Here is a 23,938-nt window from a genome sequence, read left to right on the forward strand (position 1 = left end):
ACCGCCAATACGGCAGGAGCCCCATATCCGCCGATAATATTGCCGTCCCGCCATGGTTGGCTAGATCCATTCGCATGCATGTGCAGACACCTCGTCGGCGTTTGTACGTGATGTGTACGACGCCGGTCGACGCTGAAGCCATGAAGCGTTCAAGTGTCCGGCGGCTCGCCGGTTTCTTTCTCGTGCTGGTGACGGCGGGCGCCTTCGGCCTCGCCGGAGCCACTCCCGCACTGGCCGCGGCCACCGGGACCGTGAAGACGGCGGGTGATCCGCTGAACGTGCGCCGCGCCCCGAGTACCACCTCGACCGCGGTGCGCACGGTGGCCAACGGGGCCACGGTGACCATCGACTGCCAGACGATCGGGACCTCGGTCACCGGTCCGCTGGGCACCACGACGTTGTGGGACTACGTTCCCGCGCTCGGCGGTTACATCTCGGACGGATATGTCTACACCGGCTCCGACCAGCGGATCGCGCCCGACTGCGGGGTCGGTTCCGGCAGCGCCGAATGTTCCACCGGCGTCTGCGCGGGCGAGGGCCAGTTCCGTTCATCGGATGCTCATTTCCTCGTCTACGACAAGGACGCCGACGGCAAGTCCGCCGTGGTCGCCTACTGGCTGAAGGGTGGCGCCGGCCCGTTCTACGTCTGGGCCTCCGGCGGCAACGGCACCCACGTCGACAAGGCCGTGCCGGTCGCGAAGGGATCGTGGGTCTATTACAAGGTCTGCGTCGCCAACGCCGCCGCGAATCCGACCCTCGAAGCCTGTAGCGGCGGCATCACCGATTACGCCGCGTGAAATCCCTCCCCGTTCTTTCCCCACTTCGAAAGGTTGAATTCTCATGGGTCAGGTGAACCGGCGGGCGGTACTCCTCGGTGGAGCCGCGGCGGTTTCGGCGGCTGCCTTGTCGTCGACGTTGCCTTCATGGGCGAACGCCAGAACGATGGCGGCGGCGCCCGCCATCCACGATCCGTTCCAGCTCGGTGTCGCCTCGGGTGATCCCCTCCCGGACAGCGTCGTGCTGTGGACGCGGCTCGCTCCCGCGCCGCTGAACCCCGACGGCTTCGGCGGTATGCCGGACGCTTCGTACACAGTGGACTGGGAGATCGCGAACGACCAGGCGTTCTCCTCGGTCGTCCAGAGCGGCACCGCGACCGCGGCCCGCGCCTCCGGGCACAGCGTGCACATCGAGCCGGTCGGCCTCCAGCCGGGCCGCGAGTACTTCTACCGGTTCAAGACCAGCGGCTACATCTCACCGGTCGGCCGGACGCGGACCGCGCCCGCCGCCGGTGCCGCGGTGAACCAGCTGAAGTACTGCTTCTCCTCGTGCCAGCACTGGGAGGAGGGCTGGTACCACTCGTACAAGGGAATGCTCGCCGACAACCCGGAACTGGTGCTGTTCCTCGGCGACTACATGTACGAGCGAAAGTCCGGCCGCGCCGCCGCCGAACGGAACCCGCGCAGGCTGGCCTTCACCGACGACGTGACGACGCTGGCCCAGTACCGCGCCCGGCACGCCCAGCACAAGACCGACGCCGACCTGCAGAACGCGCACGCGATGGCGCCGTGGGTCGTGGTCTTCGACGACCACGAGGTGATGAACAACTGGAACGGCACCGCCAGCCCGGCCACCGCGGACCGCAAGGCCGCCGGTTTCCAGGCGTTCTACGAGAACATGCCGATCCGGTCCACCGCCAAGCCGAGCGGCGCGTCGATCCGGCTGTACCGGCAGTTCGGCTGGGGCAACCTCGCCCGGTTCCACATGCTCGACACCCGCCAGTACCGCAACGCGCAGGTGCCCGACCCGTCCGGTACGGCGGGGCCGTCGTGCACCGACATGCGGTCGACGTCGCGCAGCATCCTGGGCACGACGCAGGAGGCTTGGCTGCTGAAGGCGCTGGAGACGCATCCGGCGAAGTGGGACTTCCTCGGCCAGCAGGTCTTCTTCGCCACCCGTGACGGCGACGGCAACAAGGCGACCTGCGAGAGCCCCGACTCCTGGCAGGGCTACGAGGCCTCCCGCGACCGGATCGCGAAGGGCATCGTGGACCGCAAGGTGCCGAACCCGATCGTGCTGACCGGCGACGTCCACCGGCACTGGGCGGCCGACCTGCGCCGCGACTACTTCAACCACAGCGACCCGGTGTTCGGTTCGGAACTGGTGACGACCTCGGTCACGAGCAACAGCGACACCGCGACCGATCCGTCGTCGACCTGGCTCTCGAACAACCCGCACGTCAAGTACTGCCGGGGAAAGCGCGGCTACGTCCGGGTGACGGCGTCGCAAACGCAGATGCGGGCCGACTTCATGACGGTTTCGGACACCAGCGAGTACGACTTCTCGAAGGTGACTCTTGCCGCGGACCGGTCCTACGTCGTCGAGGCGGGGAAGCCTGGGCTCCAGAGGGTGTAAGACAACGGCTGGGCGTTGGGTCTCGCGAGTGGCGATTCGGGTTTACCGTTCTTGCCGGGCTCGGCGCCAGTGACCTTCCCCAGTACATGAAGGACCCCTTCCTTGCGCCTGGCGCAGTGAAGGGGTCCTTCATGTACTGGGGAAGGGGCCCTTCACGCGCCACTGTTGTGGCTGCTGGTGCATGTGGGGCGAACGTGATGATGCCCGAGTCCGTGAAGGACCCCTTGAGGGACCCAGAGTCCCTCAAGGGGGCCTTCACGGACCTGCGGTTCCTTTCAGCGCTTCCGATGGCCAGGCGTCGACCTCTGATGTCGTGAATGGCCCCTTTGGGACCTTCATCGTCTTAAAGGGGCCCTTCACGACATCCCCAGGATCGCGAAAACTCACGTGAGCGCCTGACTGGTGGCGCGGGTACTCGTGAGTCAGGACAGCAGGTCCACCAGCGCGTCACCACGAGGCGTCCGGACGACGAGGACGACCTGGCCCTCGCGGTGCCGCTGGATCAGCCCGGCCGAAACGAGCTGTTCGCAGTGATAGGTCGCGGTGCTGGCGGCACACGACAGCAGATTCGCGATCTCCCCCATCCGGGCGGGCTTTCCCAAGTGCCGCAACAGTTTCGCGCGGTGGGCGCCGACCACGAGGTCGAGCCCTTCGACGCCGGGGGCGGTTTCGGGCCTGCCGCTGTCGAGCAGGCCGTCCAGCCCCGGCAGCGGGTAGCCGATCCAGATGGCGTCCTCTTCGTCGAAGTTGGACACCACCGAGCGGGCGCCCGCGACCATCGGGACGAGGATCAGTTTGCGGCCGCGCGTGGTGTACCGCGCCGGTTCCGCGTCGGGCAGCAGCAGGCAGCCGTTGCTGAACCGGAAATGCGGCCGCAGCAGGCCGAGTACCGCGTCCGTCCCGCCTCGGACGGAGGCGACGCCGATACGTTCGATCTCACGGTCGAGCAGGGGACGGGCCCTGGTCCAGAGGCTTTCGGTCGCCACTCTGGTCGCGGTGAAGGCGTCCGCGAGCGAGGCGACCCAGCGTCTCGGATGGTCGGCGGCCTGCCGCCACTGCGCGGGCAACCGGTCGCCGAAAACCTCTTCGAGGCCTTTCAGGACGTCGGTTTCCGTCAGGTCGCGCAGCATTTCCGCCTGGGCGGCGGCGGAAGAGTCCTCGCCGGGGCTGATCGGGACGATGAAATCCGGCTGGACCGAGGTGCCCCGGCGGGCGAGCGCGCTCGCCGCGCGGTATCCCTGTTCGGGGATCGCCGAGCCCACCTGGCGGCGCCAGGCGGCGGGCATACCTCGGTCGTACCCGCCGACGACCTCGACGAGCATCGAAACCAGCGAAACGTGCGGGGAAACCGTCACCCCGATCGGGATCGTGCTGGTGTCACCGAGTTCGAGCCGGGTATAAGAAGCCGGGGGCGGCGTCTCGCGCATCCGGTCGTCCCTCCTGGGAGTGGGCGTCGCAGCACGCGATGTTAGCGCCTCCCGTCAATACCCGGCACTGCCAGGGAAACCCAATTGCTCATTCATGATGAGAAACGCGCCGAGACCGTGGAAATCGTTGGTATTGCGTTTGCGTGCGTAGTAATACGCCGTGTCGCCGACATTGGTGCCTTCGGAGATGTTTGCGATATCGGTCAACCCGCCGGCTCCGGTCGAAACCTGGGACAGGACCCCGCGATAACCCTTCGCCGCCACGGGTCCGTACTCCGCGCCGACGTAGCCGCGTTCCACCGCTCGGGAGAGCAGGAAGGTGTACATCGCCGAAGCCGACGTCTCCAGCCAGTTGTCCTTGTCGCCGCCCCGGTCGACGACCTGGAACCAGCGGCCGGAGGCCCGGTCCTGCCAGCGGGTGTAGCCCGCCGCGAGGAACCTGACGACGTCGACCAGCCGCTTTCGGCGCGGATGGTCACAGGGGAGGATCTCGAGCAGGTCGATCGCCGTCATCCCGAGCCAGCCGATCGCGCGGCCCCAGTGGTACTTCGAATGCCGCCCGGCGCCCGAAGCCCACGGTTCCGAGCCGTCCTCGTCGTAGGCGTGGTAGAGCAGGCCCTTGGCGGGCTCCTTGAGCCGGTCGAAGTAGACGCTGACGTTCTTCGCGGCCTCTTCGTAGCAGTAAGCGGTGTCGCCGAAGGTCTTGCCGTACAGGGCGAGAAACGGCTGCGCCATGTACACGCCGTCCGCCCACAGTTGTCCGACCTTGCTCGTGGCGTGGAACATCCCGCCGTCGGACGTCCGGGGATAGGACGGGAACCGGCCGCGCAGCTGCTCCGCCGCCGTCTTGTACTTCGCCTGCCCGGTTTCGGTGTACAGCAAGGGGAACATCTGCCCGGAGCGCATCGCGTCCAGGTTCGTGAAGCCGTTGGAAATCCCGCTCTCGGTGACGAACCGGTTGTACCAAGCGAGGATGTAGTCGAGATAGGACTTCTCGCGGGTGCGCCGGTACACCAGGTACTGGCCGTAGAGGTAGAGGCCCCGGGTGTAGCTCCAGCCGCCGAGGGTGGCCGGGGTGAAGCGTTGCATCGTCGAGTCGACGATCGCCCGCGACCGGTCCACCGGCGCCGCGGTGGCCACGCCGGGCAGGGTGAGCGCGCCGAGGGCGCCCGCGGTTCCCGCCAGTACCGTGCGCCGGGAAAGCCGTGCCGCGTGAAGAGGATCCGATGACATTCGAGGCCCTTCCTGCACCGGGAAACCGGGGAGGCGACTCGCCGGGCTGAACTTCCTTGCGAGACAACGTCTACTCGGGTGCTCGACGGCGAGTCAATGGCTGCTCCCGGTGTCCGGGACGGTCCCGATGGGCGGCACTCTCCGCGGCGGCCTCCGCTCGCCTACGATCGGTGCGTGAACGAGCTGACCTTCCGCGGGCGCCGCGTCGCCCGGGACCGCGCCCTGGTCATGGCGATCGTCAACCGGACCCCCGATTCCTTCTACGACAAGGGTGCGACCTTCTCGGATCCGGACGCGCTCGCCGCCGTCGCCAAGGCGGTGGCCGACGGCGCCGACATCGTCGACATCGGCGGGGTCAAGGCCGGGCCCGGTGCGGAGGTCGACGTCGAGGAAGAGATCCGGCGGGTGGTCCCGTTCGTCGAGCGGATCCGCGAACTGCATCCCGACCTGGTGATCAGCGTCGACACCTGGCGCCACGAGGTGGGCAGGCGTTCGGCGGAGGCCGGCGCGGATCTGATCAACGACACCTGGGCGGGAGCCGATCCGAAACTGGCCGAGGTCGCCGCGGAGTTCGGCACCGGCTACGTCTGCTCGCACACCGGGAACGCCGTCCCGCGCACCCGCCCGTTCCGGGTGAACTACCCGGACATCGTCGCGGACGTCGTCGCGGAGACGACGGCGCACGCCGAGGCGGTCGTGGCACTCGGCGTCCCGCGTGAGGGGGTGCTGATCGACCCGACCCACGACTTCGGCAAGAACACGTGGCACAGCCTGGCACTGCTGCGGCACGCGCGGGAACTGGCCGTCACCGGGTGGCCGGTGCTGATGGCACTGTCCAATAAGGACTTCGTCGGCGAGACGCTCGGCGTGGAGCTCGCGGAGCGGGTCGACGGGACCCTCGCCGCGACGGCATGGGCGGCGGCCGAGGGGGCGCGGGTGTTCCGGGTGCACGAGGTCAGGCGCACCCGGCAGGTGCTGGAGATGGTCGCGTCGATCCAGGGGGTGCGGCCGCCCGCGCGCGCGATCCGCGGGCTGGCCTGACACCCTCCCCGGCTCAGGAGCTCTTCGGCTCCAGGTGCAGCGCGGTGATCCCGCATTCGAACGTCTTGGACCGCACCAGCCGCAGCGGCTGATTGCCGCCGAGCGCGGGGAACACCGGCAGGCCGGCGCCGATCGCGGTCGGGTTGACGAACAGGTGGATCTCGTCCAGCAGGCCCTTGGCGATCAGATCCGCCGCGAGCCGGGCGCCACCCGAGGTGATGATGTCGCCGCCCGGCTGGTCCTTGAGCTTGTGCACGATCTCGGTGAGATCCCCGCCCGCCACGGTGGCGTTCTCCCAAGGCGACTCGGTGAGGCTGTTCGAGATCACCACCTTGGGCGTGTTGTTCATCTTGTCGATGGTCTCCTGCGTCTCTCCCTCCATGTCCGACTGCCAGGCCGGGATGAACCCTTCGGCGAGGTTGCGGCCCAGCACGATGCAGTCGACCGGGTCCCAGAGCGGGCCGACGTAGGCGTTCACGTCGTCGGTCCACGGCATGGTCATCCAGTCCATCTCGCCTTCCGGGCCACCCATGTAGCCGTCGACGGTGGTCTGGACCTGCAACTTGAACTTGCGCATGGCGCTGTTCCTTCCCAGTGAAGTATCTCTCGGACGCTCTTGTGTCCCCAGGAGAGCGATGTGTCCGCCGGACACATGGTGTACGTTAGACACATCCGAGACCGGATGACAAGTCCCGAATGTCCGAAAGCGGAGTGCACGATGGCGACCTCGACGGGAGCCGGCCCGGACCCCGGCGCCGGCAGTACGGAGCTGCTCTGGGGGCTGTCCCAGCGCGAGCCGAAGCCCACGCGCCCGGCGTTGACGATCGAGCGGATCGCCGACGCCGCGACCGGGATCGCCGACGCAGACGGCATCGCCGGCGTCTCCATGCACCTGGTCGCGAGCAAGCTCGACGTGACGAAAATGGCGCTGTACCGCCATGTCAGGAACAAGGCGGAACTGCTCGCGGTGATGACCGAACTGGCCATCGGCCCCGCCCCGGACCTCCTCGTGCTGCCAGGAGACTGGCGCTCCCGGCTCGAAGAATGGACGGTCCGGATGCGCGAGACCTGGCAGCGGCATCCGTGGCTGCCCGACGCCACGGTCGGCGTCCGGGCGACCGGGCCGCGGGAGATCGGCTGGACGGAGTCCGCCGTCGCCGCGCTGGCGGGCACCGGCCTGACCGGCGCCGAACGGATGGACGCGGTCTTCCTGATCAGCGGGCATCTGCGCAACACCCATTCGACGAACAACGCCGGAACCCAACCCTGGGAAGGCGACCGCGGCCTGCGCGGGCACGTCGCGGCGAACCCGGACATGTTCCCGGCGCTGCACGAAGCGGCGAAGGCGATCGAAGACGCCCCCGCGGACAACGGTTTCGAGTTCGGGCTTCAGCGGATCCTCGACGGACTCGCCGCGCTCATCGACCGACGGCGCTGACCGCCGCGCCTCCTTCGGCGAATGGCGATCATTCGTGCTTGGAGGCGGAACTCGCGTGATTGGGGAGCGCACACGCGTGATTGGAGGCGTAACTCGCGTGATTGGAGGCGGAACTCGCGTCAGCCGTCCAAGGGGATGACGGCCGAAACCGTGGTGCCCGACCCGGGTTCGCTCGCGACGGTCAGTTCGCCGCCGAGCGCCCGGACCCGGTCGCGGAGGCCGTGCAGCCCGGAGCCGCCGTCGATGTCGGCCGTGCCGGTGCCGTCGTCGTGGACGTCCACCCGCAGACCGTCCTCTTTGACGCGGATGAACACGCGGACCTCGCGTGCCCGCGCGTGTTTCAAGGCGTTGGTGACCGCTTCCGAGACGACGAAGTACGCCGTCGCCTCGACGGCGCCGCTGAGCCGCGGCACGTCCGCCCCCGCGAGGTCGACCGCGAGCGGGACCCGGTCCAGCAGTGACCGGACCGCGGGGATCAGCCCGGCCTCGGTGAGGATCGCGGGCCGGAGCCCGCGCGCGAGTTCACGCAGTTCGGTGATGGTGGCCTGGAGTTCGTCGATGGTGCCGGTCAGCAGGGCCGCGACCGGCGGCGTGAGGTCGCTCCCGAGCCGCCGTTCCGCCATCCTCAGCAGCAGCACGACACTGACCAGCCGTTGTTGCGCCCCGTCGTGCAGGTCCCGTTCGAGACGTCGCCGTTCGTCGTCGGCGGCGGCCACGATGCGGGCGCGCGACGCCTGGACCTCGACGAGGCGCTCCTCCAGTTCCGCGGCGAGCCGCTGGTTGTCCAGTATCAGCCCGGCGGCGGCGTTGAGCGCGTCGATCGACCGGCTGTCCTTCCACACCTCGTCGTCCTGCACGAGCGCGGCCAGGCCGGAACCGTCGCGTTCCAGCAGGAGCCGGATCATCTCCGCGTTGCCGACCCGCGCCCGCAGCACCCCGATCAGGAAGGTCAGCGGCCACAGGCAGAACGAGATCCGGTAGACGTCCAGCAGCGGTCCGGAGAACGGATGCGCGGAGCCGAGCGCGCTGCCGACCGTGGTGCTCACCGCGCCGACCACCGCGATCGCGACGACGGGGGAGAGCAGCCGCCGCTGCGGAAGCCGTCCGGCGAGCCAGCGGTAGAGCAGCACGACCAGCACCCCGGCACCGATCAGCGCGCCGACCAGTTCCAGCAGTCGTTTGACCAGCTGTTCGGCCTCCGTCGAGGCGGCGACCGCGGCGAGGTTCTTCGGATCGTCGTTGACCAGCAGGCCGAGCACCGCCGCCCCGAAGATCACGGTGTACGCGGAAAGGACGAGCACGCGTTCCCAGCGGGACCGGAGCTTCCCGTGCGGGAAGACGACCACGAGATGGGCGATCACCGGACTGGACGCGGCGGTCAGCGCCAAACCGGCGGTATGCGCGAGCGGCTCGTCGGCGAACTGCAGGTCCTCGGCGAACAACGCGAGCCCGGCCAGCGCGATGAGCAGGCCGATGGGGTTCGAAGCGCGGCGCACGTGCGCGACGGCGCCGGCGAGGAGGAAGAGGAACCCGGTCGTGGACGAGAGGGTGGTGTCGAGCACGGTGTGCGTGCCGTCGGCGATCTTGAGCGTCGTCGCTACGACACCCATGCCGATACCGGCGGTCAGCACGCCCGCCATCGCGACGGTTCGAGGGTGCTTCACCACTAAGCGTGATTCGCCCGTTCGGCCCGAACCGTTACACCGGTCCTGAAATGTGGAACAGGAGTTCCGCCAGGTGTCAAGGATTCTCGGCATCTTTCCCGTCATTCGGATGGCGATGCAGGCACGTGGGTGAACATGCGACTCTCGCGCCACCACCCGAGCCGAGTCGTACCCTCCGAAAGGCGACCTTCCGTGCGCACCCACCACAGAGCCCGCTTGCTGGCCGCGGCCTTCGCCGCCCTGACACTGGCCGGCGGGATCGCGGGATGTTCACGCGCGGACAGCGGCACCGCCCCGGCGGCGCAGAAGAGCCAGGGAGCCGCGGCCGAGGTGCGCGTCGGGTACTTCCCGAACGTGACGCACGCGCCCGCGCTGATCGGGACCAAGAACGGCTTCTTCGCCAAGGAACTCGGCTCGACGAAGCTCACGACCCAGACGTTCAACGCGGGCCCCGAAGAGGTCAACGCGCTGCTCGGCAACTCGCTCGACATCGCGTTCATCGGCTCCGGCCCGGCCATCAACGCCTTCACCAAGTCCAAGGGTGCCATCCAGCTGGTCTCCGGCGCGGTCACCGGCGGCGCGCAGCTGGTGGTGAAGCCGGAGATCACCACGCCGGAGCAGCTCGCCGGCAAGAACATCGCGACGCCGTCGCTGGCGAACACCCAGGACGTCGCGCTCAAGAAGTTCGTCGCCGAGAAGAAGCTGGCGGGAGTCAAGGTCACCAACCTCGACAACCCGAAGACGTTCGACGCCTTCAAGAAAGGTGAACTCGACGGCGGCTGGCTGCCGGAGCCGTGGTCCTCACGGCTCGTGCTGGACGCGGGCGCGAAGGTGCTCCTGGACGAGAAGACCCTGTGGCCGGAAGGCAAGTTCCCGACCACGGTCGTGATCGTCCGCAGTGAGTTCCTGCAGCAGCATCCGGAGACCGTCACCGCCATCCTCAAGGGTGAACTCGCCGCCATCGACTGGGCGAAGACCAACCCCGCCGAGGCGAAGAAGGTGGTCAACGGAGAACTCAAGGCGCTCGCGGGCAGCACACTGAACGAGGCCGTCCTCGACCGCGCGTTCTCCGGCATCGAACTCGGCATCGACCCGGTGGCGTCGACCTTCACCCAGCTCGCGCAGGACTCGGTGACCGCGGGCGTGGTGAAGTCCGCGGTGGACCTCAAGGGGTTCGCCGATTTCGGCCCGCTCAACGCCGTGCTCAAAGAGCAGGGCAAGCCCGGCGTGAACGCGCCAGGGCTGACGAAGTGACCGGAGGGGATCAGCGATGACGACCACCTTGGAGCCCGGCCTGTCCACCGGTGTCGCCGTGCGGCTCGACGGGGTCCGGAAGGCGTTCGGGCCGACCGGCCGCGCCGTCGTGGCCCTCGACGGGATGGACCTGACGGTCGCCCCCGGCGAGTTCGTCTGCCTCCTCGGCGCCTCCGGCTGCGGCAAGAGCACGCTGCTGAACCTGGTCGCCGGTCTCGACCGGCCGACGTCGGGCACGATCACCCTCGAGACCTCCCGGCCGGCGGTCATGTTCCAGGAGGCCGCGCTGATGCCGTGGCTGACCGCGGCCCGCAACGTGGAACTGCCGCTGCGCCTCGCCGGTTTCAGCCGGTCCGAGCGCCGCGAAAAGGCGGCCGAACTGCTCGAACTCGTCCGCCTCGGCGGGGCGGGCGACAAGCGGCCGCACGAGTTGTCGGGCGGGATGCGGCAGCGCGTCGCGCTCGCCAGGGCACTGGCCGCGACCCTGCGCGTCGGCGGTGACCCGGAGCAGTCGCTGCTGCTGATGGACGAGCCGTTCGCCGCGCTCGACGCCATCACCCGCGACGTCCTGCAGGGTGAACTGCTGCGCGTCTACCGCAGCACCGGCACCTCGGTGCTGTTCGTGACCCACGACGTCCGCGAAGCCGTGCGGCTCGGCCAGCGGGTCGTGCTGCTCTCGTCGCGGCCGGGCCGGGTCGTGCGGGAATGGCGCGACGTCCAGGCCTCCGACGCCGAAGAGCTGACCTTGGAGATCACCGGTCACCTCCGGGAGGTGATCAGTACCCATGCCGCGGCTTGACCGCCCTGACACAGCGGCGGAGGAGGCGGACGAGGCCGTCGGCGCGGGGCTCGACTCGCTCGACACCCCCACCGGGGAGCGCCGGGAAAGCCGGGGGAAGCGGTTCCTGCGCGGCTTCGTGCCGCCGTTGGTCTTCCTGGCGTTGCTGGTCGCGCTGTGGCAGGCCTTGTGGGCGGCCGCGTTCTGGCCGGAGTCGATGCTGCCCGCGCCGCTCGCGGTCTGGGACGAACTCGTCGGCATCACCATCGACGGCGAGATCTTCGAGTTCGTCTGGACGTCGGTGCACCGCGCCGCGCTGGGCTTCCTGATCGGCGTGGTCATCGGGACCCCGCTCGGGCTGGTGGTGGCGAAGGTCCGCATCGTCCGCGCCGCCGTCGGCCCGTTCCTGACCGGGCTGCAGAGCCTGCCGTCGGTGGCGTGGGTGCCCGCGGCGATCCTGTGGTTCGGGCTGAACGACGCCTCGATCTACTTCGTGGTCCTGCTGGGCTCGGTGCCTTCGATCGCGAACGGTCTCGTCTCGGGCATCGACCAGATCCCGCCGATCCTGCCGAGGGTCGGCCAGGTGATGGGGGCGAACCGGCTCTCGTCGGCCCGGCACATCCTGCTGCCCGCCGCGTTGCCCGGCTTCCTGGCGGGGCTCAAACAGGGCTGGGCGTTCTCGTGGCGTTCGCTGATGGCCGCCGAGCTGATCGCGCTGTCCCCGGCGCTCGGCAAGGGACTCGGCGCGTACCTCAACGAAGGCTCGTCGTTCAACAGCATGGAAGGCGTGATCTCGGCGATCTTCCTGATCCTGCTGGTCGGCGTCGGTATCGAGCTGGTGGTGTTCCGTCCGCTGGAACGGTCGGTCCTGCGTGCCCGTGGTCTCACCGCGTCCCTTTAGGACTTTGGACAGGCTAGCCTTACCCGCATGTCCGTTACGGGGGTGCGGGTCAAGGCGACCCTGACCGCGCTGATGATGTCGTTGCTGGTGGCCGGTTGCGGTTCTTCGCAATCGGTCGACGAGAGCCTGGTGCCTCCGGAGGCCCGTGGCACCTTCCCGGTGACCGTCGAGCACAAATACGGGTCGGTGACGGTCGAGAAGCAGCCTTCGAGGATCGTCACGCTCGGCCTGTCCGACCACGACGCCGTGCTGGCGCTCGGGATCCGGCCGGTCGGCGCCGTCGACTGGTTCAAGGAGCGGCCGTACGGGAAGTGGCCGTGGACCCAGGCTCGCTGGGGTGACAAGCGGCCGGAGGTCGTCGGCGAACGGGACGACTTCAACTTCGAGAAGATCGCCGCGCTCAAGCCGGACCTGATCCTCGCCCAGTACAGCGGGATGAAGAAGGAGCAGTACGACAAGCTCTCGCAGCTCGCCCCGGTCGTCGCGCAGCCGTCGAAGTACGAGGACTACGCGGCGCCGTGGCAGGAGATGACCCGGATGGTGGGTCGCGCGCTCGGGTTGCCGCAGAAGGCCGACGACCTGATCGCCGGGATCGACCGGCGGTTCGCGCAGGCGCGGGCCGAACACCCCGGGTTCGCGAAGCTGTCGATGGTCGTCGCCGACACCTTCGAGGCGGGCAAGTTCTCCGCGTTCACCACCACCGACCCGAAGATGATCTTCATGACCGAGCTGGGTTTCCGGCCGTTCGATCCGGTCAAGGCGCTGAGCGAACCGGAGAACAACGTCGTCGAGGTCTCGTCGGAACGGTTCGACCTGTTCGACGCGGATCGCCTGGTGTGGCTGAACTCCGACGTCAACGCGGAGACCAGGGTGCGGGCCGACCCGGTGTACCGGAAGCTGAAGGTGTCGGCGGACAAGCGGGACTTGTTCATCACCTACGAGAACCCGCCGGTCGGGGCCGCGATCTCGTTCAACACCGTGTTGAGCATCCCGTACGCGATCGAACAGCTGGTGCCGAAGCTGGCGGCCGTCCCCGGCTCCTGAGCGTTCACCTTCCGGAGGTGGCAAACCTACGACACCGTAAGTTACGGTGTCGTAGGTGGCGTTTTCCGTACCCTGGAAGGACGAAACGCATGACGGTCCCCGAAAGCACCCGGCTGATGCTCGAGCTGGAGGGAACGGTCGAGGAAAACCTCAACCGGCACCTCTCGGTCGCCAAGGAATGGATGCCGCACGAGTACGTGCCGTGGAGCGAGGGCAAGAACTTCGCCGAACTGGGCGGCGAGCCGTGGGATCCCGAGCAGTCGCGGGTGTCGCCCATCGCGCGGACCTCGCTGGAGGTCAACCTCCTGACCGAGGACAACCTGCCGAGCTACCACCGCGAGATCGAGCGGGCGTTCGGCCGCGACGGCGCGTGGGGCACGTGGGTGCATCGCTGGACGGCCGAGGAGGGCCGCCACGGCATCTGCATCCGCGACTACCTGCTGGTGACGCGCGCGGTGGACCCGGTCGAGCTGGAGCGGGCGCGGATGCAGACCATGCAGGCCGGGTACGACAGCGGCGACAAGGCATTGCTGAACGTCTTCGCGTACGTGTCGTTCCAGGAGCTGGCGACGCGGCTTTCGCATCGCAACACCGGCAAGTACACGCAGGATCCGATGTGCGAGAAGCTGCTTTCCCGGGTCGCGATGGACGAGAACCTGCACATGGTCTTCTACCGGAACCTGGTGCAGGCCTCGCTGGAGCTTTCACCCGACGCGATGATGCGCGCCATCACCGACGAGGTCGTCCAGTTCCAGATGCCGGGCGCGGTGATCCCGAGCTTCGTGCGGAAGGCCGCGCTGATCGCGAAGGCGGGCATCTACGACCTGCGGATCCACCACGACGAGGTGATCTGGCCGTTGCTGCGGCAGTGGAAGATCTTCGAGCTCGAAGGGCTCGGCGAGGTGGGGGAGAAGGCGCGGGACGAACTCGACCAGTTCCTGAAGGCCCTCGACACCCAGGCGTCCCGCTTCGAAGAGCGTCGCGCGGCCGCGGCCGCCCGCGCCGCCGCCCGAACCACGTGATACGCCCCCGATCACGCGAGTTGCGCCCCTAGTCACGCGAGTTTCGCCCCCAATCACACGAGTTGCGCCTCCAATCACGTGAGTTCCGCCTCCAGTCACGTGACCAGACGGCCAACTCACGTGATCGGATGGACGGCACGTGTGTTCCGGTGGCCGACTCGCGTGGCCGGGCGGCCCGATCACCTGAGCCGGCCTCCGGAACTCGCGTGTTGGAAGGCGTAACTCACGTGACGGGAGCCGTAACTCGCGTGACGGGAGCCGTAACTCGCGTGACGGCCGCCGGATCACGCGTGGCGGCCGTCAGGGTGAGCTAGCGCGAGCGGCGCGAGCCGGCGCGGGTGCCCGAGGAGAACGCGGCGGCACCGCCCCGGCGGGCCGGAGCGCCACCGGACTGGGCCTTGCCCGCACCGGAAGCCCGGCGCGGCTGGGAGTCGGCGGCGCCGCGACGGCCCTGGCCGCCGCCCTTGGGCGCGCCTTCGCGACGTCCGGTGGACTCGGCCGCGCGACGGCCGCCCTGGCCGGCGGGGGCGCCGCCACGGCGGTCGCCTTCGGCGCGGGGCTGACGCGAACGGCCCTCCGAGGAACCGCCGCGACGCGAGCCGCCACCGGAAGCACCCCTGCCACCGACGGAGGGGCCTCGGCCGCGACCGGCGCGGCTGCCGCGGCCACGGCTGCCTGCCGGACGGTCTTCGTCGTCACCCTTGCCCGGGATGGCTTCGCCGCTGGCGCTGACGCGCTTCGGCCGCATGTCCACGATCGGCTGACGCGGGGACGCGGTGAACGAACGCTCGCCGGGCGCCAGCTCCGACAGCAGCGGGTGGCCGGGGCCGAGTTGCGTCGTGGTCGGCTTGATGCCCGCCTTGCGGGTGAGGTCGCGGACGTCGCCGACCTGCGCGTCGGTCATCAGCGTGACGACGGTGCCGGACGCCCCGGCCCGCGCGGTCCGACCTGAGCGGTGCAGGTACGCCTTGTGCTCGACGGGCGGGTCGGCGTGGATGACCAGCGTGACGTCGTCGACGTGGATGCCGCGGGCGGCGATGTCGGTCGCGACCAGCGTCTTCGCCGCGCCGGAGGAGAACGCCTCCAGGTTGCGCGTCCTCGCGGTCTGCCCGAGGTTGCCGTGCAGTTCGACCGCCGGCACGCCGGAGGCCATGAGCTTGCGCGTCAGCTGCTTGGCGCGGTGCTTCGTGCGGGTGAACACCAGTGTGCGGCCGGGCGCGGCGGTGAGGTCGATCAGCACCGCCAGCCGGTGGGTCTCCTCCAGGTGCAGCACGTGGTGCTTCATGGTCGATACCGGCGACTGGGCCGAGTCGACGCTGTGCGTGACCGGGTTGTGCATGAAGCGCTTGACCAGCACGTCGACACCCGCGTCGAGGGTCGCGGAGAACAGCAGCCGCTGCCCGCGCTCCGGGGTCTCGGCCATGATGCGCCGGACGTCGGGCAGGAAGCCGAGGTCGGCCATGTGGTCGGCCTCGTCCAGGACGGTGATCTCGATGTTGTCGAGCTTCACCTCGCCCGAACGCATGTGGTCGGCGAGCCTGCCGGGGCAGGCGACGACGATGTCGACGCCGTCACGCAGCCGGGTGATCTGCGGGTTGGGGCTGACGCCGCCGAAGATGGTGGTGACCTTGAGGCCGAGCGGCTTGGCCAGCGGCAGGAACGACGCCTCGATCTGGGTGGCCAGTTCGCGGGTCGGCGCCAGGACAAGCGCGCGCGGGCGGCCGGGGCGGCGCCGGGTCGGGCCGGCGGCGAGCCGGGCGAGGACGGGCAGCACGAAGCCATAGGTCTTGCCGGAGCCGGTGCGGCCGCGGCCGAGGACGTCGCGGCCCGCCAGCGAATGCGGCAGCGTGGCGGCCTGGATGGGGAACGGGCTGGTGACGCCCTGTTCGGCGAGCGAGTCCACGAGGGTCTTGGGCAGGCCGAGTTCGGTGAAGGTAGGTGTGCTCATAAGCGTGTGGGCACAGGTGCGCCCTGGTATCTCCGTAAGGATAGAAAGGGTTGTCCTGCCCGGCGCAGACCTCGGGGGGCCGCGGCGCGTGGTCTTCGACAACGAAACGCGGCCCGAGGCAGAACTGAGCGGACCGCGTTGTCCAGTGTACTGGGTCGTGATCTCCGGGGCTACGTGATATCGCCCGCACCGGTCCGCCGATGTTCGTCGGTTCGGACGAGCCGGACGCCGGGTCGCGGTGAAACGCTGGCCTGACCGGACGAAAGGGGACACGGGTGTCGAACGTTCAGGATCTGCGAGGCGTGCTCGAAGAGGAGGCGCGCGGGGCGGGTGTCCCTGGAGCCGTGGTGGGGGTGACGCATCGCGGCGAGGAGTCGGTGTTCGCCACCGGGGTGTCCAGTGTGGACACCGGGCTTCCGGTCGATCCCGGCACCCTGTTCATGATCGGCTCCACCAGCAAGACCTTCGCCGCGGCCGCCGTGCTGGCCCTGGTCGAAGACGGTGTACTGGACCTGGACCGGCCGGTCGTCGAATACCTCCCCGATCTCCCCTTGGCGGATCCGGTGGCGCGGAAGACGGTGACGCTGCGCCAGCTGCTCACGCACTCCGCCGGGTTCCTCGGCGACGTGGACTTCACCACCGGGTGGGGTGACGACGCGCTGGCCCTCGCGATCGCGAAGTTCGGCGACCTGCCGCAGAACTTCCCGCCAGGAGAGGTGTTCTCCTACTGCAACGCCGGGTTCCAGCTGGCAGGCCGGGTCGTCGAGGTGGTGGCGGGTGAACCCTTCGAGGACGTGGTCCGCGCCCGGCTGCTCGAACCGCTGGGCATGACCGAGTCGTATTACCTGCCGTGGGAGGTGCTCACGCGCCGTCACGCCGTCGGGCACGTGCTGCGCGACGGCGGACCGGCGGTCGAGCACACCGTGGGCCTCACCCGCGCGGACAGCGCGAGCGGCGGATTGTGGTCGACGGCGGGTGACCAGCTGAAATGGGCCCGGTTCTTCCTGACCGGCGAGGCCGAGGGCAAGCCGCCGATCAGCGAAGCCACCCGCGACCTGATGCGCGCGCCGCAGCGCAAGGCCGCGCTGCGGTTCGAACAGGTCGGGCTGAGCTGGCTGCACACGACCCACGGCGCTGCCCGGCTGGTCCGGCACGGCGGCAACGTGAGCAATCTGCAGTTGTCGGAGTTCGTGACCATTCCGGAGGAGGACTTCGCCGTCACCGTGCTGACGAACAGCGCGGGCGGCTCCGCGCTGGGCGCGAAGATCGTCGACTGGTGCCTGGAGAAGCTGGTCGGCCTGCCTCCGCTCGCGAGCCCGCCGCCGGTGCCCCAGCCGGACGTCGCCGAGTACCTCGGCCGCTACCAGACCGGTGACTTGGCGTTCGTGGTCAGCGACCGCGACGGCACGCTGTGGGCTCAGCTGGTCGCCGAGATCGAGGACTTCCCGTCGCCTCCGCCGTTCGAGGCCGTTTTCGTGGGCGGCGACGCGATCGCCCCCGCCGCCGACACCCGCAAGCCCACCGCGCGTTTCCTGCGGAACGACCACGGGGAGGTGACTTCGGTCGAGTTCGGTGGCCGGACGGCGAAGCGGCGCGCTACGGTTACCGGGTAGTAACTTCGGCGACCAGGAGTGACGATGAGCGAAAAGGCGACCGCGTTGTTGCTGAACCCGGGTGGGTACGACCCACGGCAGTTCGACCCGGAGACGCGTCGCCTGCTGCGTGCCACCATCGAGTGGTTCGAACAGCGAGGCAAGCGCAAGCTCGTCGAGGACTACCACGAGCGGACCTTCTACGCGGACTTCATCGAGTTCGCGGGCAAGGAAGGGCTCTTTTCGACGTTCCTCACTCCTGGCGCGAACGCCGAGGGGAACCCCGACAAGCGCTGGGATACCGCGCGCGTCGCGGCGCTGTCGGAGATCCTCGGCTTCTACGGCCTGAATTATTGGTACCCGTGGCAGGTCACCATCCTCGGCCTTGGCCCGGTGTGGCAGAGCGCGAACGAGGCCGCCCGCAAACGCGCGGCGGACTCGCTCGCGGCCGGCGGCGTCGCCGCGTTCGGACTGTCCGAAAAGGAGCACGGCGCCGACATCTACTCGTCGGACCTCGTGCTCACACCGGACGGCAAGGGCGGCTACCGCGCGAACGGGTCGAAGTACTACATCGGCAACGGCAACTGCGCGCGCACCGTGTCGGTGTTCGGCCGCATCGACGGCGTCGAGGGACCGGACCAGTACGTGTTCTTCTACGCGGACTCGGAGCACCCGAACTACCGCGTGGTGAAGAACGTCGTCCCGTCGCAGATGTACGTCGCCGAGTTCGAGCTCGATGACTACCCGGTGTCCGAAGAGGACATTCTGCACGTCGGCGCAGACGCGTTCTCCGCTGCGCTGAACACGGTCAACATCGGCAAGTTCAACCTGTGCTTCGGCGGCATCGGGATGTCGACGCACTCGTTGTACGAGGCGATCACGCACGCGCACAACCGGGTGCTCTACGGCAAGAAGGTCACCGATTTCCCGCACGTGCGCCGGGAATTCGTCGAGGCGTACGCGCGGCTCGTCGCGATGAAGCTGTTCTCCGACCGCGCCGTGGACTACTTCCGCAGCGCGAACGCGGACGACCGCCGGTACCTGCTGTTCAACCCGATCACCAAGATGAAGGTGACCACCGAGGCGCAGAAGGTCATCGGCCTGGTCGCGGATGTGGTGGCGGCCAAGGGTTTCGAGGCCGACACCTACCTCGCGATGTCCAAGAACGACATCGACGGCCTGCCGAAGCTGGAAGGCACGGTGGCGGTGAACCTCGCGCTGATCGCGAAGTTCGTGCCCGCGTACCTGTTCGCGCCGCAGGCCTACGAGCCGGTGCCGACCCGGTCCGACGCGGCCGACGACGAGTTCCTGTTCCGCCAGGGCCCCGCGCGCGGCCTGTCGAAGGTGCGGTTCCACGACTGGCGTGAGGCCTACGCCAAGGCGTCCGCGATCCCGAACGTCGCGCGGTTCACCGAGCAGGCCGAGGCGCTGGTGAAGCTGTTCACCGAAGCCGCGCCGGACGAGGCACAGCAGCAGGACATCGACTTCGGCCTCGCGCTGACCGAGCTGTTCACGCTGGTCGTCTACGGACAGCTGGTGCTGGAGCAGGCGGAGATCACCGGCATCGAGACCGAGGTCGTCGACCAGATCTTCGCCATCCTGGTGCAGGACTTCAGCGCCACCGCGATCGATCTGCACGGAAAGTCGTCCTCGACCGAGGCACAGCAGGCGCTCGCGCTGGCGTCGATCCGGAAGCCCGTCGTCGACGCGGCGCGCTTCGACCACGTGTGGTCGCTGGTGCGTGACCTCTCGGGCGCCTACGCCATGAACCCGTGAGCTGAAAGGGACCTTCCCCGCATCTGACGTGGTGAAGGGCGCTTTCCTCGCATCGCATGCGGGGAAAGCGCCCTTTCTATTTGAGGGGTAAGGCGAAGGTGGCAGGTTGCGAAAGCCACTTTGGCAACCTTCAACGTTGCGAAAGTGGCTTTCGCAACGTCGGGGGCAGGGGTGCGGTAGCGAAGAAGGGGTCCTTCGCGACACCTGGGTGCCCCACGGCCGCGAGTGAATCCCCGCGACCCGACGCCATTGCCTTACCCCTCGATAACGTGCCAACCCTTACTTGCCGAAGCCGGCCTTTCGGAGCGCGTCCGCCATGGCACCGCCACCGCCGCCGGAGTTCCCGCCCCGGTTGCCGCCGCCGCGTCCGCCCTGGCCGCCCTGACGCTGTCCGCCGCCCTGACGCTGACCGCCCTGGCCGCGGTCACGACCGCCGCCGCCACCACCGCCGCCGCCCTGCTCGCGGGCGGGACGGCCGGGCTCGTCGTCCAGCCGCAGGGTCAGCGAGATCCGCTTGCGCGGCACGTCGACTTCCAGGACCTTCACCTTGACGATGTCGCCGGGTTTCACGACCTCACGCGGGTCCTTGACGAAGTTCTTCGACAGCGCCGAGACGTGCGCGAGCCCGTCCTGGTGCACGCCGACGTCGATGAACGCGCCGAACGCGGCCACGTTCGTCACGACACCTTCCAGCCGCATTCCCGGCTTGAGGTCGCCGATCTTCTCGACGCCGTCGGCGAAGGTCGCGGTCTTGAACGCCGGACGCGGGTCGCGGCCCGGCTTTTCGAGTTCGGCGAGGATGTCGGTCACCGTCGGGAGGCCGAAGGTGTCGTCGACGAACTGTGTGGGCTTCAGCGCCTGCAGGGTCCGCGAGTTGCCGATCAGCGCGCGGATGTCCGTGCCGGTCGAGCTCAGGATCCGCCGCACCACCGGATAGGCCTCGGGGTGCACCGAGGACGAGTCGAGCGGGTCGTCGCCGTCCGGGATCCGGAGGAAGCCCGCGCACTGCTCGAAGGCCTTGGGGCCGAGCCGCGCGACCTCCTTGAGCCCGCTCCGAGTCTTGAACGGACCGTTCTCGTCGCGGTGCGCGACGATGTTCTCCGCCAGCGTCGTCGTGATGCCCGAGACGCGGGTCAGCAGCGGCGCCGACGCGGTGTTGACGTCCACGCCGACCGCGTTCACACAGTCTTCGACCACCGCGTCGAGTGACCGCGACAGCGAGATCTCCGACAGGTCGTGCTGGTACTGCCCGACGCCGATCGACTTCGGGTCGATCTTCACCAGTTCCGCCAGCGGGTCCTGCAGCCGCCGCGCGATGGAGACCGCGCCGCGCAGCGAGACGTCCATCCCCGGCAGTTCCTGCGACGCGAACGCCGACGCCGAGTACACCGACGCGCCCGCCTCGGAGACGACGGCCTTGGTCAGTTTCAGTTCCGGATGCTTCTTGATCAGCTCGCCGGCGAGTTTGTCGGTCTCGCGGGACGCGGTGCCGTTGCCGATCGAGATCAGGTCCACCTTGTGCCGGGCGCACAGCGCGGCGAGTTCGGCGATGGACTGGTCCCATTTGTTCGCGGGCTGATGCGGGTAGATCACGTGGGTGCCGACGACCTTGCCGGTGTCGTCGACGACGGCGACCTTGACGCCGGTGCGGAAACCCGGGTCGAGGCCCATCGTGGCGCGGGTGCCCGCCGGGGCGGCGAGCAGCAGGTCGCGCAGGTTCGCGGCGAACACGCGGACGGCGTCGTCCTCGGCCGACTGACGCAGCCGCATCCGCAGGTCGATGCCGAGGTGCAGCAGGATCTTCGTGCGCCACGCCCAGCGGACGGTGTCGCCGAGCCACTTGTCGCCGGGTCGGCCTTCGTTGGAGATCCCGAACTTGTGCGCGATGCGGGTCTCGTACTCCGTCGGCCCGGTACGCGGTTCCTCGGTGGGCTCCTCCGACTCCATGGTGAGGTCGAGGATGTCTTCCTTCTCACCGCGGAACATCGCGAGGATCCGGTGCGAGGGGAGCTTGGTGTAGGGCTCGGAGAAGTCGAAGTAGTCGGAGAACTTCGCGCCCTCTTCGGCCTTGCCGTCGCGGACCTTCGACGCGAGGCGGCCCTGCGACCACATCTTCTCGCGCAGCTCGCCGATCAGGTCGGCGTCCTCGGCGAAGCGTTCCACGAGGATCGCGCGGGCGCCGTCGAGCGCGGCCTGCGCGTCGGCGACTCCCTTGTCGGCGTCGACGAACACCGCGGCCGCGGCCTGCGGGTCGGTGTTCGGGTCGTTCAACAGCCCGTCGGCGAGCGGCTCCAGACCGGCCTCGCGGGCGATCATCGCCTTCGTCCGCCGCTTGGGCTTGTACGGCAGGTAGATGTCCTCGAGGCGGGACTTGGTGTCCGCCGCCATGATCGACGCTTCGAGCGCCTCGTCCAGCTTGCCCTGGCTACGGATCGACTCCAGCACCGCGACCCGGCGTTCGCCGAGTTCCCGCAGGTAGCGGAGGCGTTCTTCGAGGGTGCGGAGCTGGGTGTCGTCCAGCATCCCGGTGACCTCTTTGCGGTACCGGGCGATGAACGGCACGGTCGATCCGCCGTCCAGCAGGTCGACGGCCGCCTTGACCTGCCCTTCGCGCACACCGAGTTCTTCGGCGATCTTCTGCTCGACTGTCTGCAGGCCCTGCACGCTCACTCCCACGCTCCTGAATCCGCCCTCGGGTGCTCTCGGACCCTGCATTCTGCCGCTTCCGCCGAGCCGACTTTCGTATGGCCTCCTCTAACCGAACCCTTGACAGTTGTATTGGTCTAGTCCATTTTGATGTGGCCGACATCACCCGTTCGTGGAGGCCAGTCGTGAAAGTGAAGCCGAAACACGCGTTCCTCGCCCTGCTGTCGTCACTGGCCGTGTGCCTGGGGGTGACTTTCGCGGTCTCGGGCAGCGCCTCGGCCGCCAACATCCTGACCAACCCGGGCTTCGAACTCGGGACCACGAGCGGCTGGACATGCACCGGCGCGAACGCGGTGGTCACCACGCCGGTCCACTCGGGCAGCCGCGCGCTCAGCGCCACCCCGGCGGGTCAGGACAACGCCCGCTGCTCGCAGAGCGTGGCCGTGAAGGCCAACACCGCGTACACGCTTTCGGCGTGGGTGCAGGGCAGCTACACCTACCTCGGTGTCACGGGCACCGGGACGGGTGACAAGAACACCTGGACTCCGGGCGGGGCCAGCTGGTCGCAGCTCTCGCTGAGCTTCACCACCGGCGCGTCCACCACGAGCGTCCAGATCTACCTGCACGGCTGGTACGGCCAGCCCGCGTACTTCGCCGACGACGTGAATCTCGACGGTCCCGGCGGCTCGCCGACCACGACCCCGACGACCCCCACCACGCCGACCACGCCCACGACCACCACGTCGAACCCGCCGACGACCACGACGAGCACCCCGCCGACCGGGAACCTGCCGAAGCATGTGATCACCGGCTACTGGCAGAACTTCTACAACGGCGCGAAGGCGCTCAAGCTCGCCGACGTCCCGACGAAGTACAACATCGTCGCGGTGTCCTTCGCCGACGCGACGGCCACGCCGGGCGCGGTCACCTTCACCCTCGACTCGGGGCTGTCGAGCCAGCTCGGCGGCTACACCGACGCGCAGTTCAAGGCCGACATCAAGACGGCGCAGGCACGCGGGCAGAAGGTCATCCTGTCCGTCGGCGGGGAGAAGGGCACGATCCGCGTCGACTCCGCGGCCGCGGCCACGAACTTCTCCAACAGCATGAAGTCGCTCATCGCGACCTACGGCTTCGACGGCGTCGACATCGACCTGGAGAACGGCGTCAACGCGACCTACATGGCGCAGGCGCTGCGCAGCATCCACGCCGCGGGCGGCACGGTCATCACCATGGCGCCGCAGACGATCGACATGCAGAACCCGGCGGCGGAGTACTTCAAGCTGGCGCTGAACGTCAAGGACATCCTGACGATCGTCAACATGCAGTACTACAACAGCGGCACGATGCTCGGCTGCGACCAGAAGGTCTACTCGCAGGGCACGGTCGACTTCCTCACCGCGCTGGCCTGCATCCAGCTGCAGAGCGGTCTGCGGGCCGACCAGGTCGGGCTCGGCCTGCCCGCGTCGGGCTCGGCGGCCGGTGGCGGCTACCAGGCGCCCGGCAACACGGTCAACGCGCTGAACTGCCTGGCGAAGGGCACGAACTGCGGTTCGTTCAAGCCGACGACGACGTACCCGACGATCCGGGGCGCGATGACCTGGTCGATCAACTGGGACGCCTCGCAGGGCTACGCGTGGTCGAACACGGTGAGCGCGGGTCTGGCCGGCCTCCCGTGATGATCCGCTAGACCGGGGCGGGGCACCGTCGTCGCGCGGGCGACGGTGCCCCGCCCTTTCCATGTCGCAATTCGTCACCTACTTGC

Annotated in this window: 18 protein-coding genes; 12 read left to right on the forward strand and 6 right to left on the reverse strand. The window is 68.8% G+C overall.

Features of this window, described 5'->3' with window-relative positions:
• Positions 1-140: 140 nt before the first annotated feature.
• Together DL991_RS19070 and DL991_RS19075 are read left to right on the forward strand one after the other, a co-directional pair.
• The gene (locus tag DL991_RS19070; RefSeq protein ID WP_199746623.1) at positions 141-797 is read left to right on the forward strand and encodes a hypothetical protein; all 657 of its coding nucleotides are present in this window, start codon (positions 141-143) and stop codon (positions 795-797) included.
• A gap of 43 nt (positions 798-840) precedes the next feature.
• The gene (locus tag DL991_RS19075; protein WP_125785686.1) at positions 841-2,412 is read left to right on the forward strand and encodes an alkaline phosphatase; all 1,572 of its coding nucleotides are present in this window, start codon (positions 841-843) and stop codon (positions 2,410-2,412) included.
• Positions 2,413-2,834: 422 nt separating this feature from the next.
• Here DL991_RS19075 and DL991_RS19080 read toward each other — a convergent pair whose 3' ends face one another.
• Both DL991_RS19080 and DL991_RS19085 read right to left on the reverse strand, forming a co-directional pair.
• Complete coding sequence (locus DL991_RS19080) at positions 2,835-3,839, reverse strand: helix-turn-helix domain-containing protein (RefSeq protein ID WP_125785687.1); 1,005 nt, start codon at positions 3,837-3,839, stop codon at positions 2,835-2,837.
• 54 nt (positions 3,840-3,893) lie between these two features.
• Positions 3,894-5,072 (reverse strand): glycoside hydrolase family 105 protein, encoded by a 1,179-nt coding sequence (locus DL991_RS19085; RefSeq protein WP_125785688.1) that lies wholly within the window; start codon positions 5,070-5,072, stop codon positions 3,894-3,896.
• A gap of 174 nt (positions 5,073-5,246) precedes the next feature.
• Between DL991_RS19085 and folP the strand changes: the two genes are divergently transcribed.
• Positions 5,247-6,113, forward strand: a complete 867-nt coding sequence (gene folP / locus DL991_RS19090) for a dihydropteroate synthase (RefSeq protein ID WP_199746624.1) — start codon at positions 5,247-5,249, stop codon at positions 6,111-6,113.
• A 13-nt stretch (positions 6,114-6,126) separates the two neighbouring features.
• Here the strand turns inward: folP and DL991_RS19095 are convergent, their stop codons facing one another.
• Positions 6,127-6,690: a dihydrofolate reductase family protein gene (locus DL991_RS19095; protein ID WP_125785689.1), complete on the reverse strand. Its 564-nt coding sequence runs from the start codon at positions 6,688-6,690 to the stop codon at positions 6,127-6,129.
• Between the two features lie 141 nt (positions 6,691-6,831).
• On the opposite strand from DL991_RS19095, the gene DL991_RS19100 reads away from it, so the two are divergent.
• Complete coding sequence (locus DL991_RS19100; RefSeq protein WP_233598903.1) at positions 6,832-7,551, forward strand: TetR/AcrR family transcriptional regulator; 720 nt, start codon at positions 6,832-6,834, stop codon at positions 7,549-7,551.
• Positions 7,552-7,670: 119 nt separating this feature from the next.
• On the opposite strand, the gene DL991_RS19105 is transcribed toward DL991_RS19100, so the two are convergent.
• Positions 7,671-9,191 (reverse strand): sensor histidine kinase, encoded by a 1,521-nt coding sequence (locus DL991_RS19105; protein ID WP_125785769.1) that lies wholly within the window; start codon positions 9,189-9,191, stop codon positions 7,671-7,673.
• Positions 9,192-9,407: 216 nt separating this feature from the next.
• On the opposite strand from DL991_RS19105, the gene DL991_RS19110 reads away from it, so the two are divergent.
• From DL991_RS19110 to DL991_RS19130, 5 genes are all read left to right on the forward strand, one after another.
• Entirely contained in the window at positions 9,408-10,469 is a 1,062-nt protein-coding gene (locus DL991_RS19110) for an ABC transporter substrate-binding protein (RefSeq protein WP_125785691.1), read from the forward strand.
• A 16-nt stretch (positions 10,470-10,485) separates the two neighbouring features.
• Positions 10,486-11,268, forward strand: coding sequence for an ABC transporter ATP-binding protein (locus DL991_RS19115; RefSeq protein WP_125785692.1), 783 nt, complete (start codon positions 10,486-10,488; stop codon positions 11,266-11,268).
• Positions 11,255-12,148, forward strand: coding sequence for an ABC transporter permease (locus DL991_RS19120; RefSeq protein WP_125785693.1), 894 nt, complete (start codon positions 11,255-11,257; stop codon positions 12,146-12,148). The genes DL991_RS19115 and DL991_RS19120 overlap by 14 nt, the downstream gene beginning before the upstream one ends.
• Before the next feature lie 27 nt (positions 12,149-12,175).
• Entirely contained in the window at positions 12,176-13,192 is a 1,017-nt protein-coding gene (locus DL991_RS19125) for an iron-siderophore ABC transporter substrate-binding protein (RefSeq protein ID WP_199754004.1), read from the forward strand.
• 89 nt (positions 13,193-13,281) lie between these two features.
• Complete coding sequence (locus tag DL991_RS19130) at positions 13,282-14,214, forward strand: acyl-ACP desaturase (protein WP_125785694.1); 933 nt, start codon at positions 13,282-13,284, stop codon at positions 14,212-14,214.
• A 310-nt stretch (positions 14,215-14,524) separates the two neighbouring features.
• Here the strand turns inward: DL991_RS19130 and DL991_RS19135 are convergent, their stop codons facing one another.
• The gene (locus tag DL991_RS19135; protein WP_125785695.1) at positions 14,525-16,162 is read right to left on the reverse strand and encodes a DEAD/DEAH box helicase; all 1,638 of its coding nucleotides are present in this window, start codon (positions 16,160-16,162) and stop codon (positions 14,525-14,527) included.
• A gap of 275 nt (positions 16,163-16,437) precedes the next feature.
• Between DL991_RS19135 and DL991_RS19140 the strand changes: the two genes are divergently transcribed.
• Entirely contained in the window at positions 16,438-17,775 is a 1,338-nt protein-coding gene (locus DL991_RS19140; RefSeq protein WP_125785696.1) for a serine hydrolase, read from the forward strand.
• 24 nt (positions 17,776-17,799) lie between these two features.
• Positions 17,800-19,530, forward strand: coding sequence for an acyl-CoA dehydrogenase (locus DL991_RS19145; protein ID WP_199754005.1), 1,731 nt, complete (start codon positions 17,800-17,802; stop codon positions 19,528-19,530).
• Between the two features lie 279 nt (positions 19,531-19,809).
• On the opposite strand, the gene DL991_RS19150 is transcribed toward DL991_RS19145, so the two are convergent.
• Positions 19,810-22,200: a Tex family protein gene (locus tag DL991_RS19150; RefSeq protein WP_199754006.1), complete on the reverse strand. Its 2,391-nt coding sequence runs from the start codon at positions 22,198-22,200 to the stop codon at positions 19,810-19,812.
• 161 nt (positions 22,201-22,361) lie between these two features.
• On the opposite strand from DL991_RS19150, the gene DL991_RS19155 reads away from it, so the two are divergent.
• Complete coding sequence (locus tag DL991_RS19155; protein WP_125785697.1) at positions 22,362-23,852, forward strand: chitinase; 1,491 nt, start codon at positions 22,362-22,364, stop codon at positions 23,850-23,852.
• Positions 23,853-23,938: the final 86 nt, after the last annotated feature.

The sequence above is a fragment of the Amycolatopsis sp. WAC 01375 genome, assembly GCF_003947325.1.
Lineage (GTDB): Bacteria > Actinomycetota > Actinomycetes > Mycobacteriales > Pseudonocardiaceae > Amycolatopsis.

Excerpts from the sequence above, each read along its gene's own strand:
- DL991_RS19145 (WP_199754005.1), top strand. The coding sequence starts at position 17,800 with ATGAGCGAAAAGGCGACCGCGTTGTTGCTGAACCCGGGTGGGTACGAC.
- DL991_RS19135 (WP_125785695.1), bottom strand. The coding sequence starts at position 16,162 with ATGAGCACACCTACCTTCACCGAACTCGGCCTGCCCAAGACCCTCGTG.
- DL991_RS19120 (WP_125785693.1), top strand. The coding sequence starts at position 11,255 with ATGCCGCGGCTTGACCGCCCTGACACAGCGGCGGAGGAGGCGGACGAG.
- DL991_RS19070 (WP_199746623.1), top strand. The coding sequence starts at position 141 with ATGAAGCGTTCAAGTGTCCGGCGGCTCGCCGGTTTCTTTCTCGTGCTG.
- DL991_RS19125 (WP_199754004.1), top strand. The coding sequence starts at position 12,176 with ATGTCCGTTACGGGGGTGCGGGTCAAGGCGACCCTGACCGCGCTGATG.
- DL991_RS19115 (WP_125785692.1), top strand. The coding sequence starts at position 10,486 with ATGACGACCACCTTGGAGCCCGGCCTGTCCACCGGTGTCGCCGTGCGG.
- DL991_RS19080 (WP_125785687.1), bottom strand. The coding sequence starts at position 3,839 with ATGCGCGAGACGCCGCCCCCGGCTTCTTATACCCGGCTCGAACTCGGT.
- DL991_RS19095 (WP_125785689.1), bottom strand. The coding sequence starts at position 6,690 with ATGCGCAAGTTCAAGTTGCAGGTCCAGACCACCGTCGACGGCTACATG.
- DL991_RS19100 (WP_233598903.1), top strand. The coding sequence starts at position 6,832 with ATGGCGACCTCGACGGGAGCCGGCCCGGACCCCGGCGCCGGCAGTACG.
- DL991_RS19085 (WP_125785688.1), bottom strand. The coding sequence starts at position 5,072 with ATGTCATCGGATCCTCTTCACGCGGCACGGCTTTCCCGGCGCACGGTA.
- DL991_RS19105 (WP_125785769.1), bottom strand. The coding sequence starts at position 9,191 with ATGGCGGGCGTGCTGACCGCCGGTATCGGCATGGGTGTCGTAGCGACG.
- DL991_RS19130 (WP_125785694.1), top strand. The coding sequence starts at position 13,282 with ATGACGGTCCCCGAAAGCACCCGGCTGATGCTCGAGCTGGAGGGAACG.
- DL991_RS19075 (WP_125785686.1), top strand. The coding sequence starts at position 841 with ATGGGTCAGGTGAACCGGCGGGCGGTACTCCTCGGTGGAGCCGCGGCG.